The 14,290-nt window shown below is 73.0% G+C and carries 15 protein-coding genes; 1 reads left to right on the forward strand and 14 read right to left on the reverse strand.

The window, feature by feature from the left end; genetic code table 11:
• Window positions 1–93 precede the first annotated feature (93 nt).
• The 8 genes from SPOPO_RS0123545 to hisI form a co-directional block, all read right to left on the reverse strand.
• Window positions 94–936, reverse strand: coding sequence for a hypothetical protein (locus SPOPO_RS0123545; RefSeq protein ID WP_019877606.1), 843 nt, complete (start codon window positions 934–936; stop codon window positions 94–96).
• Window positions 933–1,853 (reverse strand): prolipoprotein diacylglyceryl transferase, encoded by a 921-nt coding sequence (gene lgt, locus SPOPO_RS31325; protein WP_019877607.1) that lies wholly within the window; start codon window positions 1,851–1,853, stop codon window positions 933–935. Before lgt ends, SPOPO_RS0123545 begins: the two co-directional genes overlap by 4 nt.
• The gene (trpA, locus tag SPOPO_RS0123555; RefSeq protein ID WP_028985051.1) at window positions 1,834–2,649 is read right to left on the reverse strand and encodes a tryptophan synthase subunit alpha; all 816 of its coding nucleotides are present in this window, start codon (window positions 2,647–2,649) and stop codon (window positions 1,834–1,836) included. Before trpA ends, lgt begins: the two co-directional genes overlap by 20 nt.
• 30 nt (window positions 2,650–2,679) lie before the next feature.
• Entirely contained in the window at window positions 2,680–3,879 is a 1,200-nt protein-coding gene (trpB, locus tag SPOPO_RS0123560) for a tryptophan synthase subunit beta (RefSeq protein ID WP_028985052.1), read from the reverse strand.
• Window positions 3,872–4,687 (reverse strand): indole-3-glycerol phosphate synthase TrpC, encoded by an 816-nt coding sequence (trpC, locus tag SPOPO_RS0123565; protein WP_019877611.1) that lies wholly within the window; start codon window positions 4,685–4,687, stop codon window positions 3,872–3,874. The genes trpB and trpC overlap by 8 nt, the downstream gene beginning before the upstream one ends.
• 81 nt (window positions 4,688–4,768) lie before the next feature.
• The gene (locus tag SPOPO_RS31330; RefSeq protein WP_019877612.1) at window positions 4,769–5,386 is read right to left on the reverse strand and encodes a Trp biosynthesis-associated membrane protein; all 618 of its coding nucleotides are present in this window, start codon (window positions 5,384–5,386) and stop codon (window positions 4,769–4,771) included.
• A gap of 10 nt (window positions 5,387–5,396) precedes the next feature.
• A complete protein-coding gene (locus SPOPO_RS0123575; RefSeq protein ID WP_019877613.1) occupies window positions 5,397–6,953 on the reverse strand; it encodes an anthranilate synthase component I in 1,557 nt (518 codons plus the stop codon).
• Window positions 6,950–7,342 (reverse strand): phosphoribosyl-AMP cyclohydrolase, encoded by a 393-nt coding sequence (gene hisI, locus SPOPO_RS0123580; RefSeq protein ID WP_019877614.1) that lies wholly within the window; start codon window positions 7,340–7,342, stop codon window positions 6,950–6,952. The genes SPOPO_RS0123575 and hisI overlap by 4 nt, the downstream gene beginning before the upstream one ends.
• Before the next feature lie 362 nt (window positions 7,343–7,704).
• Between hisI and SPOPO_RS31335 the strand changes: the two genes are divergently transcribed.
• The gene (locus SPOPO_RS31335; RefSeq protein WP_019877615.1) at window positions 7,705–9,501 is read left to right on the forward strand and encodes a nucleotide-binding protein; all 1,797 of its coding nucleotides are present in this window, start codon (window positions 7,705–7,707) and stop codon (window positions 9,499–9,501) included.
• A gap of 48 nt (window positions 9,502–9,549) precedes the next feature.
• On the opposite strand, the gene hisF is transcribed toward SPOPO_RS31335, so the two are convergent.
• Genes hisF through SPOPO_RS0123615 form a run of 6 tightly spaced genes read right to left on the reverse strand, consistent with a single transcriptional unit; the run spans window position 9,550 to window position 14,254 of the window.
• Window positions 9,550–10,323, reverse strand: a complete 774-nt coding sequence (gene hisF, locus SPOPO_RS0123590; RefSeq protein ID WP_019877616.1) for an imidazole glycerol phosphate synthase subunit HisF — start codon at window positions 10,321–10,323, stop codon at window positions 9,550–9,552.
• 26 nt (window positions 10,324–10,349) lie between these two features.
• A complete protein-coding gene (gene priA, locus SPOPO_RS0123595) occupies window positions 10,350–11,081 on the reverse strand; it encodes a bifunctional 1-(5-phosphoribosyl)-5-((5-phosphoribosylamino)methylideneamino)imidazole-4-carboxamide isomerase/phosphoribosylanthranilate isomerase PriA (protein WP_019877617.1) in 732 nt (243 codons plus the stop codon).
• Between the two features lie 51 nt (window positions 11,082–11,132).
• Entirely contained in the window at window positions 11,133–12,284 is a 1,152-nt protein-coding gene (locus tag SPOPO_RS31340; protein WP_019877618.1) for a L,D-transpeptidase, read from the reverse strand.
• Between the two features lie 52 nt (window positions 12,285–12,336).
• Window positions 12,337–13,080: a 4'-phosphopantetheinyl transferase family protein gene (locus SPOPO_RS31345; RefSeq protein ID WP_019877620.1), complete on the reverse strand. Its 744-nt coding sequence runs from the start codon at window positions 13,078–13,080 to the stop codon at window positions 12,337–12,339.
• A complete protein-coding gene (locus SPOPO_RS0123610) occupies window positions 13,077–14,024 on the reverse strand; it encodes a formyltransferase family protein (RefSeq protein WP_028985053.1) in 948 nt (315 codons plus the stop codon). Before SPOPO_RS0123610 ends, SPOPO_RS31345 begins: the two co-directional genes overlap by 4 nt.
• 20 nt (window positions 14,025–14,044) lie before the next feature.
• Window positions 14,045–14,254, reverse strand: a complete 210-nt coding sequence (locus SPOPO_RS0123615) for an MbtH family protein (RefSeq protein ID WP_019877624.1) — start codon at window positions 14,252–14,254, stop codon at window positions 14,045–14,047.
• Between the last annotated feature and the right edge of the window lie 36 nt (window positions 14,255–14,290).

Here is a 14,290-nt window from a genome sequence, read left to right on the forward strand (position 1 = left end):
AGCGGCGATGAGAAAGCCTACCTCACCTGGTGCGAGCGCCCTATGTGCAATTGTGCACGGGGCCTGCCCCACCTGGCACCGGGCAACCACGGGTCAGCGCTCGGTCAACTGCTCGACGCAGACCGTCGTCGCCGCGTTGACCCGCTGCTGGACCCCGGGCGGGGGCGCCGGGGCGCCGTCGGCCCCCATCCGCCGGATCTCGTCGTCGGTCACCGTCGTCCGCAGCCTGCGGATGGCGCAGTCCACGACCTCGCGGGGGACGTCCGCCCCGCGCAGGCCCTCCTCGAAGATCCGCCGCAACTCGGAGACGCCGCCCTCCTCGGTCCGGCCCTCGCCGTCGACGCACCCGAAGTACCAGCGCCGCACGGCGTCGTCCGCCGCCCGGGAGTCGCGGAGGATCTCGTGGGCGGTGGCGCGGAACTCGGGGTCGGCGAGGGACTGGAAGGCGGCGCTGATGCAGGCCCGGACCTCCGGGTCCCGGAAGGGGTCGTCGTCCCCCGCGACCGTGTACGCGGGCCCGAACTGGGCGCGGAAGATCGAGCGCAGGTAGTCGGTCCGCCACTCGGCGACCCGCCACTCCCCCTCGCTGCGGGCGAAGACCCAGATTCCCCGGGCTCCGTCCGCGGACCCGCCCTGCGCGGTCACCGCCGCGGTGGCGCTGTCGCCGTCCACGGTGAGGTCGGCCACCGACACCCCGGTCGCCGTGTCCGCCGGGTCGGCGGCGGCACCGACCCGGGCGCAGGTCTCGGCGTCCCCGTAGACGGTCGTGACGAACTCCGGCGTGAACCACGCCTCGCACCGGGCCGCGCCGGGGGCGGCCGTGACCACGGTGCGCGCGAGCTCGCCGATCTCCTCGGCCTCCCCGCCCGCGCCGCCGCCCCCGCACCCGGCCAGCAGGAGTGCGGTCAGGACGGCTGCTCCGAGCCGCGGGGTCACCGCTCGTCCGCCGCCGGACTCTCCGGGGCCGGAATCTCGGCGGCGGGGGTCTCGCTCGCCGCTTCACGCCCGACCCGGTACGGGGTGGGTTCGCGGCGGTCGCCGCGGCGGCGGGAGATCACCAGGAACGCGACCGCGGCGGCGAAGAGGAGGATCGAGGTCCAGTTGTTCAGGCGCATCCCGGCGAACTCGTGCGCGGTGTCGACGCGGAGCGCCTCGATCCAGAACCGGCCCGTGCAGTAGACCGCGACGTAGAGCGCGAACACCTGGCCGCGGCCGAGGTTGAAGCGCCGGTCGGCCCAGATCAGCAGCGCCGCGACGCCGATGCACCACAGCGACTCGTAGAGGAACGTCGGGTGGTAGGTCGCGGCGTCGGGGGTCGCGGAGGGCCGGTGCTCGGGGTCGATCTCGAGGGCCCAGGGCAGGTCGGTGGGCTTGCCGTAGAGCTCCTGGTTGAACCAGTTGCCCCACCGGCCGGCGGCCTGCGCGAGGGCGATGCCGGGGACGACGGCGTCGGCGATCGGCGGCCAGGCCAGACCGGCCTGCCGGGCGCCGATCCAGGCGCCGACGCCGCCGAGGGCGATCGCGCCCCAGATGCCGAGGCCGCCCTCCCAGATCTTGACGGCGTCGAGGGGCTTCCCGCCGTCGCCGAAGTAGTCGTCGGGCGTCGTGATCACGTGGTAGATCCGGCCGCCGACGATGCCGAACGGCACGGCCCACATGGCGACGTCCGCGATCTGGCCGGGCTTCCCGCCGCGCGCCACGAAGCGCTTGTCGCCGACGACGATCGCGATCAGGATCCCGACGACGATGCAGAGCGCGTAGCCGCGGATCGGGAACCCACCGACGTGCCACACGCCCTCGGACGGACTGGGGATCGAGGCGAGGATCACCGGCTCACCGCCCGGCGCGGACACCCGCGGCGAGGTCGGCGGCCAGGTCCGCGCAGCCGGCCACGCCGGTGGCGACGTCGGGCGCGTCGAGCAGGCGGCGCACGAACGCCGAGCCGACGATGACGCCGTCGGCGTAGCTCGCGACCTCGGCGGCCTGCGCGCCGTTGGAGACCCCGAGCCCGACGCCGACGGGAAGCTCGACGCCGTTCTCCTCCATGACCGTCTGGATCCGCGCGACCAGCGGCGGGGCCGCGTCCGAGGTCTGCTCGCGGGCGCCGGTGACGCCCATGACCGCGGTGGCGTAGACGAAACCGCGGCAGGCCTTCACCGTCATCGCGATGCGCTCGGGCGAGGACGAGGGCGCGACGAGGAAGATCCGGTCGAGGTTGCAAGCGTCGGAGGCGGCGAGCCAGTCGGTGCCCGAGTCCGGCGTCAGGTCCGGGGTGATCAGGCCCGCTCCCCCGGCGGCGGCGAGGTCCGCGGCGAACCGCTCCACCCCGTAGCGCAGCACCGGGTTCCAGTAGGTCATGACGACGGTGGCCGCCCCGGTGGCCGCGACGGCCTCGACGGTCGCGAGCACGTCCTTGATGCGCGTCCCGCCCGCCAGCGCGCGGTCCGCGGCCTGCTGGATCGTCGGACCGTCGAGCACCGGGTCGCTGTAGGGCAGCCCGACCTCGACGACGTCCACGCCGGCGGCCACCATCGCGGTAAACGCGTCGATGCCGCCCTGCTGCGTCGGGAAGCCCGCGGGCAGGTACCCGACGAGCGCGGCGCGGTTCTCCGCGGCCGCCTTCGCGAACGCCTCCGCCACTCTGCTCATGACGGCCTGCTCGGAACTGCGACGCTCAACTCACACCAGCCCGAACCACGTGGCGGCGGTGTCAACGTCCTTGTCCCCACGCCCGGAGAGGTTGACGAGGACGGTGGCGTCGGGACCGAGTTCGCGTCCGACGACGAGCGCGCCGGCGAGGGCGTGCGAGCTCTCGATCGCCGGGATAATGCCCTCGGTACGGCAGAGCAACTGGAACGCGTCCATCGCCTCGGCGTCGGTGATCGCACGGTAGGTCGCGCGGCCGGTGTCGGCGAGCCACGCGTGCTCGGGCCCGACGCCCGGGTAGTCGAGGCCGGCGGAGATGGAGTGGCTCTCTCGCGTCTGCCCCTCCTCGTCCTGCAACAGGTACGAGCGCGCGCCGTGCAGGACGCCCGGGGCACCACCGGTGATCGTCGCCGCGTGGCGGCCGGTCTCGACGCCGTCACCGGCGGCCTCGAAACCGAACAGCTTCACGTCGGCGTCGGGGATGAAGTCGTAGAAGATGCCGATCGCGTTGGATCCGCCGCCCACGCACGCGCAGACGGCGTCGGGCAGACCGCCGGTCAGCTCGAGCACCTGCGCGCGGGCCTCCTGCCCGATGACGCGGTGGAACTCGCGGACCAGGTACGGGAACGGGTGCGGACCGGCGACGGTGCCGAGCAGGTAGTGCGTGTTGTCGACGTTCGCGACCCAGTCGCGCAGCGCCTCGTTGATCGCGTCCTTCAGCGTGCGGCTGCCGGTGGACACCGGACGAACCTCGGCGCCGAGCAGCTTCATGCGAGCGACGTTGAGCGCCTGCCGCCGGGTGTCCTCCTCGCCCATGTACACGACGCAGTCGAGGCCGAGCAGCGCGCACGCGGTGGCGGTCGCGACGCCGTGCTGGCCCGCGCCGGTCTCGGCGATGACGCGCGTCTTGCCCATGCGTCGGGTGAGCAGGGCCTGGCCGAGGACGTTGTTGATCTTGTGCGAGCCCGTGTGGTTCAGGTCCTCGCGCTTGAGGATCATCCGCGCGCCACCGGCGTGCTCGGCGAACCGCGGCACCTCGGTGATCGGCGACGGCCGGCCGGTGTAACTGCCGAGCAGCCCCGACAGCTCGGCGCGGAAGTTCGGGTCGGCCTGCGCCGCCGTGAACTCCGCGGTCAGCTGGTCCAGCGCCGCCATCAGCGCCTCGGGGACGAACCGTCCGCCGTAGTCGCCGAAGAGGCCGTGTTCGTCCGGCACCACTGCGGCGTCAGCCACAGTGCCGGCCCTTCTTCAACGCGGGATGCGCACCCGCTGCGACGAGGTCACGCACCGCGGCCTGCGGGTCCTGTCCGGTCACGAGGCTCTCGCCGACCAGCACCGCGTCCGCGCCCTGCCGGCCGTACTCGATGACGTCGTGCGGACCGCGCACGCCGGACTCGGCGATGGTGACGATGGAGTCCGGGATCAGGGGGGCGAGGCGACCGAACGTGTCGCGGTCGACCTCGAGCGTCTTGAGGTTGCGCGCGTTGACGCCGATGAGCTTCGCTCCGGCGTCGACCGCGCGGTGCGTCTCCTCCTCGGTGTGCACCTCGACCAGCGGCGTCATGCCGAGGGACTCGGTGCGCTCGATGAGCGAGATCAACGCGTTCTGCTCGAGCGCGGCGACGATCAGCAGCACCAGGTCCGCGCCGTGCGCGCGGGCCTCCCACAGCTGGTAGCTGGAGAAGATGAAGTCCTTGCGCAGGATGGGCACGTCGACGCGAGCCCGCACCGCGGTGAGGTCGGCGAGCTCGCCACCGAAGCGACGCTTCTCGGTGAGGACACTGATCACGGCGGCGCCGCCGGCCTCGTAGTCCGCGGCCAGACGGGCCGGGTCGGCGATCGCGGCCAGCGCGCCCTTCGACGGGCTGGAGCGCTTGACCTCGGCGATGACACCGACGCCCGGCACCTGCAGAGCCGCCAGCCCGTCGCGCGGTTCGGCCATGCGCGCAACGCGTTCCTTGAGCGCGTCGAGGGTGACGACCTCCTGGCGCTGTGCCAGATCCTCGCGAACGCCGCTGAGGATCTCTTCGAGCACGGACACCAGGACGGTTCCCCTCTCCAGATCGGCTTCCGCCGGTCGCCGGAAAAGCGGCGGCGACGTTGAGCAGGATCGTAGTCCGCGTCACTCGGCGCTCTGGACCGGCCCATCGGTCGGGTCATGACCGCGGTCGATCGCACGCCACTGATCGAGCGCGGTGTCCGCCGTCCGGTTCGCTCGCGGCTGCGTCCGAGCGCTCGATTCCTCGTCCGCCACGGGACGCTCGTACCGCGACGACATCGCCGGCCACGCGCGCCCGCGCGCCGCGGTGGCGAGGCCGGCGGCGGCGATCAGCAACCCGCCGACGAGCGCGAGCCAGGGCCACGCGGTGCCGCCGCCGGCGGCCGTCGCGGTCGCGGTGCCGAGCGCGTCGCCGGCCCGGCGCGCGAGCTCGTCGGAGTCCGGATCCCGTTGTGTCAGCGCGGATCCGGCGACGACGAGGCCACAGAGCGCGACGACCGCGCCGACGACCGTGCGCGCCCAGCCGCGCGTCGCGAGGACGGCGAGGACGCCGGCGAGCGCGGCGAGCCCGAGCGCGGGGACGACCGGCACCAGCGAGCCGCCGCTGACCTCCAGGGGGGCGCGCAGCGTGCCCTGCACGGCCTGTCCGTCGGCCCAGGGGCGGCTGGCGGCGAACAGCGTCAGCACGGCGCCGCCGATGCCGCCGAGCAGGGCGAGCACGGCCTCCCGGCGTGAGTTCACGGCGCCGCCCTCAGGTGACCGGTCGCAGCGTCTCCGCCGCCGCGACCGCCCGCAGCACCGCGGCCGCCTTGTTCCGGCACTCCTGGTCCTCGGTCGCCGGGTCGGAGTCGGCGACGATGCCCGCGCCCGCCTGCACGTACGCGACGCCGTCGCGGAGCAGCGCGGTGCGGATCGCGATCGCGGTGTCGAGGTCACCGGCGAAGTCCAGATAGCCGACGACGCCGCCGTAGAGCGCGCGCCGGGTCGGCTCGAGCTCCTCGATGATCTCCATCGCGCGCGGCTTCGGGGCGCCCGAGAGGGTGCCCGCCGGGAAGCACGCGGCCAGCACGTCGAAGGCGGTCTGGTCCTCGCTCGGCCGCCCGACCACCGTCGAGACGATGTGCATGATGTGCGAGTAGCGCTCGACCGACATGAAGTCGACGACCTCGACACTGCCGGGCGCGCACACCCGGCCCAGGTCGTTGCGGCCGAGGTCGACGAGCATCAGGTGCTCGGCGCGTTCCTTCGGGTCGGCCAGCAGTTCGACGCCGAGCTCGACGTCGTGCTCGGGCGTCGACCCGCGCGGGCGACTGCCGGCGATCGGGTGCATCATCGCCCGGCCCTCCTGCACCTTGACCAGCGCCTCGGGGCTGGACCCGACCACGTCGAAGCCGCCCTCGGCCCCGCCGTCCGGGCCCGGGAAGCGCAGCAGGTACAGGTACGGGCTCGGGTTCGTCAGGCGCAGCACGCGGTAGATGTCGAGCGCGCTCGCCGACGTCGGCATCGAGAACCGCTGGCTGACGACGATCTGGAACGCCTCGCCGGCGTGGATCTCCTCGACCGCGCGCTCGACCGCGGCCATGTAGTCCTCGCGGGTCGTGTTCGACGTGTAGTCGACCGTGCCGTCCCAGTCGAGGTGCGCGGCGCTGGAGCCGACGGGACGGGCGAGGTCCGCGGTCATCGCCGCCAGCCGCTCGCACGCGGAGGAGTAGGCCGCGTCGACCCCGGAGTCGCTGCCGTCCCAGTTGACGGCGTTCGCGATGAGCACCACCGAGCCGTCCTCGTGGTCGAGGACGGCGAGATCGGTCGCAAGCAGCATCGCGAGCTCGGGCAGGTGCAGGTCGTCGACCGCCTTCTCCGGCAGGCGTTCCAACCGCCGTACGGCGTCGTAACCGATGAACCCGACGAGTCCGCCGGTCAGCGGCGGGAGGTCGGGCCCGGACCCGGTGAACGCTGTGGTGGAACGCGTTCGCAACGCCTCGACCGTGCCGCGCAGGACCTGCAGCGGGTCGCCCTCGGTGGGGACGCCCGCCGGCGGACCGCCGACCCAGCGCGCGACGCCGTCGGACTCGGTCAGCATCGCGGGCGCCTGTACCCCGACGAAGGAGTACCGGCCCCACACGCGACCGTGCTCGGCCGACTCGAGCAGGAACGTGCCCGGGCGTTCGGCCGCGAGCTTGCGGTACAGCCCGACCGGCGTCTCGCCGTCGGCGAGCAACCGGCGCGAGACCGGGATGACCTTCCGGTCGGCGGCGAGCGCGCGGAACGTGTCGAGGTCGGGCACGATCTCGCCGGTCAGGCGCGTCACGAGGCGACCTTCGGGCGCTCGTCGACGGGGATCGTCACCGCGGCGAGGGCCCGCGAGTCGTCGAAGCAGGTCCGGGTGCCGGTGTGGCACGCCGGCCCCTCCTGATCGACGCGGACGAGCACGGTGTCGCCGTCGCAGTCGAGCGCGACGGAGTGCACCCACTGCCGGTGGCCGGACGTCTCGCCCTTCGTCCAGTACTCCTGCCGGCTGCGGCTGAAGTAGGTGACGCGGCCGGTGGTGAGCGTGCGGTGCAGTGCCTCGTCGTCCATCCAGCCGACCATGAGCACCTCCCCGGTGTCCCACTGCTGGGCCACGGCGGGGAACAGGCCGGCGGCGTCGCGGCGCAGCACGGCGGCGACCGCGGGATCGAGAGCGGACTTCGAGGGCATGGGACCGAATTCTGCCCCGCCGCTCGTTTCGCCGTCGTTCCGGTTTCCCGTCACGCTCCGTGGACCGGTCATCACCGGGGCGATTCTGCGACCGGGAGACACACCCCGCGGCTTAGCCCGATTCGGGCTGTCCGAGATGTGAGCATGGTCCTCATCCGGCGTCCGCCGCCGCACGCGCGATTCGCCCACGCCCGTACATATCGCCCCGAACCTCCCGCGGAGGCGCTCGAATCATGGCCAGGCATCGCTTGGAGCCGCCCACAGAGTGGGACATTGCGTGGGATCATGCTTCGGTCTCGGTCGCGCTCAGTGACCAGACCCGAGGCAGGGGTGGGGACGATCCCACGGAGGGCGGTGCCGCGATGACCACGCCGAGCGAGAACCCGGCGCAGCAGAACACGGCCAGGAACGAGGGCGCGAGCAAGAGCGCGCCCCCGGCCTCCGCTGCGGCGCCGTCGAACTCCGGCGGACCGGCGGGGGCGAGTTCGGGCACGGGCTCGAACACCGGCAAGGGCAGCGGTGCGGCGGCGGGTGCGCCGCGCACCTCGACCACGGACCTCCCGGCCCCGGGCGGTGAGCGGGACCCCAACGACAGCACCTGGATCTACGACCAGCTCGGGCTCTCGCCCGAGGAGTACAAGGGCGACCCGGCCCCCGACGCCACCGGTCTGCCGAGCAGCGCGGAGCTGCGCCGCCGCGCGGCCGCGCTCAACCTGGACTACGACGCCCTGCGTCCCGGCGACCCGAACGCGTCCCCGTTCCCGCCCGGTTCGCTCGGGGGCGGCGGCATCGACCCGCCGACCCGCAAGTTCGAAGGCTTCCCGGCTCCGGGCTCCGGCCTGCCGAGCCAGGCCGAGGCCCCCGCCACCCCGGCCCCGCCGACCCCGCTCGCCGCCACCTCCCCGGCCGCGGTCCAGCCGCCGGCACCGGCACCGGCTCCGGCTCCCGCACCGGCATCCCCGGCGCAGTCCCCGGCCGCGGCGGCTCCCCTGCCGAAGGCGCCGGTCAAGGGCGCGCGGCCGAACCGTCCGGGGCGCAGCGCGCAGCCGACGGGCGAGCCGTTCAAGGACTACGACGCCAAGCAGGCGACCGGCGACATCCAGCTGCCGGTGCACAACCCGCCGCGGCCCGCGACGCGCACGGCGGCTCCCGCCGCGTCCGCGAACCGGCCCCCGGCGCGCAACCTGCCGGTGAGCACGGAGAAGCTGACCGCCGACAGCCTCACCGCGGACAAGGTCCTCAAGCAGCGCAAGAAGCCGCCGGGCAAGGGCTGGCGCAAGGGTGTGCTCGCCGCGACCGGTGGCCTGGTCAACCTCGGGCCGGGGTCCAAGGAACGCGAGCAGATGGAGTTCGAGGAGCGCGTTCGCACCGAGATCCCGGGCTGCCACCGGCTCGCGGTCATCTCGCTCAAGGGCGGCGTCGGCAAGACGACGACCGCCGCCGCGCTCGGCTCGATGTTCGCCTCGCTGCGCCGGGACCGCGTCATCGCGATCGACGCGAACCCGGACCGCGGCACCCTCGGCGACAAGATCGTGCCGGGCCAGGCGCGCACGACCGTCCGTGACTTCGTGGCCCGCAGCGCGCAGCTCGACCGGTACTCCGCGGTCCGCGAGTTCACCGCCCAGGCCGACTCGCGCCTCGAGGTGCTCGTCTCGGAGTCGGACCCCCTCGCCTCGCTGGCGTTCTCGGAGAACGACTACCGGATCATCAGCGACATCCTCGAGCGCTTCTACAACCTGATCCTCACCGACTGCGGCACCGGTCTGCTGCACTCGGCGATGGTCGGCGTGCTCGCCAAGGCCGACCAGGTCGTCATCGTCTCCTCCGCGTCGCTCGACGGTGCGCGCAGCGCGTCGGCGACCCTGGACTGGCTGGAGGCGCACAACTACGCCGAGCTCGCGCGCGAGTCCGTCACGGTCGTCACCTCGGTGCGGCCGCAGGCGGCGACCGTGCACCTGGACGAGATCATCAGCCACTTCGCCAAGCGGACCCGGGCCGTCGTCGCGGTCCCGTACGACCCGCACCTGGCCGAGGGTGGCCAGATCGACCTCTCCCAGCTCGGCAAGGGCGCGTACCAGGCCTACCTCGAGCTCGCCGCCGAGATCGCGGACCAGTTCCCCCGCCTCGGCATCGCGAAGAACGGCGAGCGCACGTTCTGACGAGACGTCAGTCTCGTTGACCTGACGGCGTTCCGGCGCCCGGTGCGGTCAGCGCACCGGGTGGCCGGCGGAGCGAAGGGCGTCCTTGACCTCGCCGATCCGGAGGTCGCCGAAGTGGAACACACTGGCGGCGAGGACGGCGTCGGCGCCGGCGCCGACGGCGGGGGCGAAGTCCTCGATCTTGCCGGCTCCCCCACTGGCGATGACCGGGACGGTCACGATCTCGCGGACCTGACGGAGCATCTCGAGGTCGTAGCCGTCCTTGGTGCCGTCGGCGTCCATGGAGTTCAGCAGGATCTCGCCGGCGCCGAGCTCGGCGCCGCGGCGGCACCACTCGATCGCGTCGATGCCCGTGCCCTTCCGGCCCCCGTGGGTGGTGACCTCGAAGCCCGAGGGCGTCGGAGGGTCGCCGGGGAGGCAACGGCGCGCGTCGATCGAGAGCACGAGCACCTGGTTGCCAAAACGGTCGGCGATCTCGGCGATCAGCGCGGGGCGCGCGATGGCGGCGGTGTTGACGCCGATCTTGTCGGCGCCGGCGCGCAGGAGCTTGTCGACGTCCGCCGCCGTACGGACACCGCCGCCGACGGTCAGCGGGATGAAGACCTGCTCCGCGGTGCGGGACACGATCTCGTACGTCGTCGACCGGTCGCTGGAGGACGCGGTGATGTCGAGGAACGTCAGCTCGTCGGCGCCCTCGGCGTCGTATCGCTTTGCGAGCTCGACGGGGTCACCGGCGTCGCGCAGATTCTGGAAGTTGACGCCCTTGACCACGCGGCCGGCGTCGACGTCCAGACACGGGATGACCCGAACCGCGACTCCCATCTGACGCTCCTTCAGCTCTGGGAGGGTCAGACCGCGGCCACGGCGGCGAGCGCCTCTTCGAGGGTGAACGCCTGCGCGTAGAGCGCCTTGCCGACGATCGCGCCCTCGACGCCCAGCGGCACCAACGAGGCGATCGCGCGCAGGTCGTCCAGGCTGGAGACACCGCCGGAGGCGACCACCGGCTTGTCGGTGCGGGCGCACACCTCGCGGAGCAGGTCGAGGTTCGGGCCCTTCAGCGTCCCGTCCTTGGTGACGTCGGTGACGACGTAGCGGGCGCAGCCCTCGGAGTCGAGGCGGGCGAGCACCTCCCAGATGTCGCCGCCCTCCTTCGTCCAGCCGCGGGCGGCGAGGGTGGTGCCACGCACGTCGAGGCCGACCGCGACCCGGTCGCCCCACCGCGCGATCGCGCGGGCGCACCACTGCGGGTTCTCCAGCGCGGCGGTGCCGATGTTCACCCGGGCGCACCCGGTGGCCATGGCCGCCTCGAGGGACTCGTCGTCGCGGATGCCGCCGCTCATCTCGACCTTCACGTCGAGCTTGGCGACCACCTCGTGCAGCAGTTCGCGGTTCGAGCCGCGGCCGAACGCGGCGTCGAGGTCGACCAGGTGGATCCACTCCGCGCCGGCGGACTGCCAGGCCAGCGCGGCGGCGAGGGGGTCGCCGTAGGAGGTCTCCGACCCGGCCTCACCCTGGACCAGACGGACGGCCTGGCCGTCGGCGACGTCGACGGCGGGCAGCAGTTCGAGGCGATCCGGCATGCCGGAAGCGTAATGGCGCAGCGGGTGTGGCCCGGATCACGGTGCGGCCCGTCAGGTCTGGTCGGCGTTCCCGGCCTTCCACTTCTCCCAGGGCACGGTCCAGTCCGCCACGCGGTTGAGCAGGTCGTCGAACGGCCGGGAGGAGCCCACGACCACGACCGGGTCACCGACGATCGTGTTCTGGTACAGCCACTCCGCGGCCTCGGGCAGCAGTCCGATGCACCCGTGCGAGGTGTTCGCCTCGCCGATGGTCCCCCGGTTCCAGGGGGCGTCGTGGAGAAACTCGCCGCTGTTGGTGATCCGCATGGCGTACTTGGACCTGTACTCGTAGTCCTCCGGGGCGTCGATCGCCTCGTCGGTCCACTTCTTGTTGCGTTCCTTGTCCATGACGATCTTCGTGCCGGTGCGGGTTTCCCAGCCCTTCTTGCCCGTGGTGACGTCGTAGGTCTTCAGCGGCTTGCCGTCGCGCTCGACCGTCAGCTTGTGCTTGTCGACGTCGACGGTGATGATCTGCGCCCGGTCGACGGTGAACGTCGACCTGCGGTTGGCGCCGCCGAGGACGCCGTCGCCCGCCTGAATGTCCTTCAGCTTCGCGGCGAGCGTCACCTTCGTCCCGGCCGGCCAGAACTTCTCCGGGCGGTAGTCGACGGTGACGTCGTCGATCCAGTACCAGGCGCCCTCGACCCGCGGGGTGGTGCGGACCTGCAGTGCCTTCTGGACGATCTTGCGGTCCTCGACGGGCTGGTTGAACGTGACCATCAACGGGTGCCCGACGCCGACCTTGGCGCCGTTCTCCGGCTGGACCGACGCGATCTCCAGGGTGTCCGAGCGCTTCACGTCGGTCGTGGAGAAGCGGGTGATCTTCTCGACCGGGGCGCCGTCGGCGCCCTCGCCCCACGCGTGGACGGTGTAGCGCGTGCCGACCTTCACCGGCACGGTGGAGTTCCAGGCCGTCCGGTCGGGGGCGTACCTGCCGTCGAGCTGGTCGCTTTTCCCGTCGGTGACGCGGACCTCGGTGAGCCGGCCGTTCGAGCCGGTCACCTTCACCGTGGCGCCGGCGCCGACGTTGCGGGCGTCGGCGGCCGGCGTGACCGCGATCGACATCGGGCCCGACGACCCGGACGACGCCTCGTCGCCGCCGCACCCGGCGAGCAACCCGATCGCCAGCACCGGACTCGCGACCAGGGCGATAACCCGTCGCACCGTTCACCCCCGTGTTCCGTCGCGGCGCCCCGTCGCCGCACCTGGACCGGCTCTACCCCGCCGGCGCGCCCGCGAACGTCGGGCGGCCGGACCACGCCCTGATCTCGACGTTCGGCGTGGTCGGCGCGAGGACGGCGACCGCCGCGATCCGTCCCGGCCCGAGGTCGACGTCGGCCAGCGCGACGGGTCCGGGGTCGTCCTCCGCCCCCCAGGCCACCAGCGCCGGCGGTGCTCCGGGCGGGGCGAGTTCGACCCGGTCGGGCGGGACCGCGAGCCCGCGTCCGGTGGCCTTGAGGACGGCCTCCTTCCGGACCCAGGTCCGCAGGAGCGCGGCGGGCTGCTCCCCCGGCGGGAGCTCGCCGAGGGCCCGCCGCTCGGTCGGGGCGAGGGTGACCGCCGCGAACTCGGCGGGTTCGAGCGCGGCCCCCGCCGTCTCGACGTCGACCCCGACCGGCGCCCCCGCGACCGCGACCACCACCCGGTCCCCCGCGTGGCTGACGGAGAACTCCGGCCGACCGCTGTCAAGAAAGGGTGTCACCCCTTTTTGACGGAGGGCGGGCTTGCCGTGGGGGCCGCCGCAGGTGGCGCAGCGGTGGACGAAGGCCAGCGCCGCGGGGTCGGTGTCGAGGACCTCGCCGAGCACGAGCCGCGTGAGCGCGTGCGCGGCGAGGAACCGCTGCCGGTCCGCGGGCCGGAGCAGGGCGTCGTGCCGGGCCCGTTCCCCGGCGTCGAGCAGGCCCAGCAGCGACGCCGGGACCGCGGCCGGGTCGGCCCAGACGATCGAGACCGTCGTCACGGCCGGTCGGTGAGGTAGCCGCCCATCGCGGTGAAGTACTCGAGCGCGGGCAGCGTCTCCCCCGCCGCGGTGCGGACGGTCTCGATCACCACGGCGGCGTTCTGCCCCCGCCGGGCCTCGGGACCGGCGACGATCGCCACGCCGGGGCCCTCCCGGAAGAAGATGCGGCCCGGCGTCCCGCCGTAGCGCTTCTCCGACACGGACGCCTTCAGCACCGAGAGCCGCTCCCCGCGGTGGTAGGTCCACGCGTTCGGGTACGGGTCGGGCTGCGCGCGGACCAGGTTGACGATGTCCCGCGCCGGCCACGTCCAGTCGATGCGGTTGTCCTCGTCGGCCCGCTTGTGGAAGAACGTCGCCTGGCTCCGGTCCTGCGCCGGGAAGTCGGTGCGACCGCTCGCCATCAGATCCAGCCCCTGCACGGTGATCGGGCCGAACAGCTTCAGCGTCGCGTGGAACAGGTCGACGGCGGTGTCCTGCGCACCGACCGGCACCGCCCACTGCAGCACGATCGGGCCGGCGTCGAGCTCGGCGTCCATCAGATGGGCCGTCACGCCGACCTGCGTCTCGCCGTTGATCAGCGCCCAGTTCAGCGGTGCGAACCCGGCGTAGCGCGGCAGCAGCGAGTCGTGGACGTTCAGCGTCCCGAGCCGCGGCAGCGAGACGACCTCGGCCGGGATCAGCGTCCGCCAGTTGACCGCGACCATGACGTCGGGGTCCGCCTCCTTCAGGCGCACCTGCAGGTCGGCGTCGTCGGGCCGGTTGCGGAGCAGGACCGGCACGTCGACCGACCGCGCGAGGTCCTCGACCGAGTCGTTCCAGATCCGTTCCCACGCTCCGTCACTCGGCGGGTGCGTGACGACGAGCACGACCTCGTGGTGCGAGTCGAGCAGCGCCTGCAGGGTGCGGGAACCCCAGGTGCCGAAACCGAAGAAGGCGACGCGCAGACCGGTGGAAGCCGCCACGCTCAGCCACCCATCGCACGGACGAGGCTCGCCGGACGCATGTCCGTCCACGACCGCTCGACGTAGTCGAGACACGCCGCGCGGGTGTCCGGGCCGAAGCGGGTCTCCCAGCCGGCGGGGACGTCGACGAAGTCCGGCCACAGGCTGTGCTGGCCCTCGTCGTTGACCAGGACGAGGAACGTGCCGTCCGGGTTGTCGAAGGGGTTGGTCATCGCGGTTCTCCTTCTGTGCAGGGGTCTGTCGGGCGC

Source organism: Sporichthya polymorpha DSM 43042 (genome assembly GCF_000384115.1).
Taxonomy (GTDB): Bacteria; Actinomycetota; Actinomycetes; order Sporichthyales; family Sporichthyaceae; genus Sporichthya; species Sporichthya polymorpha.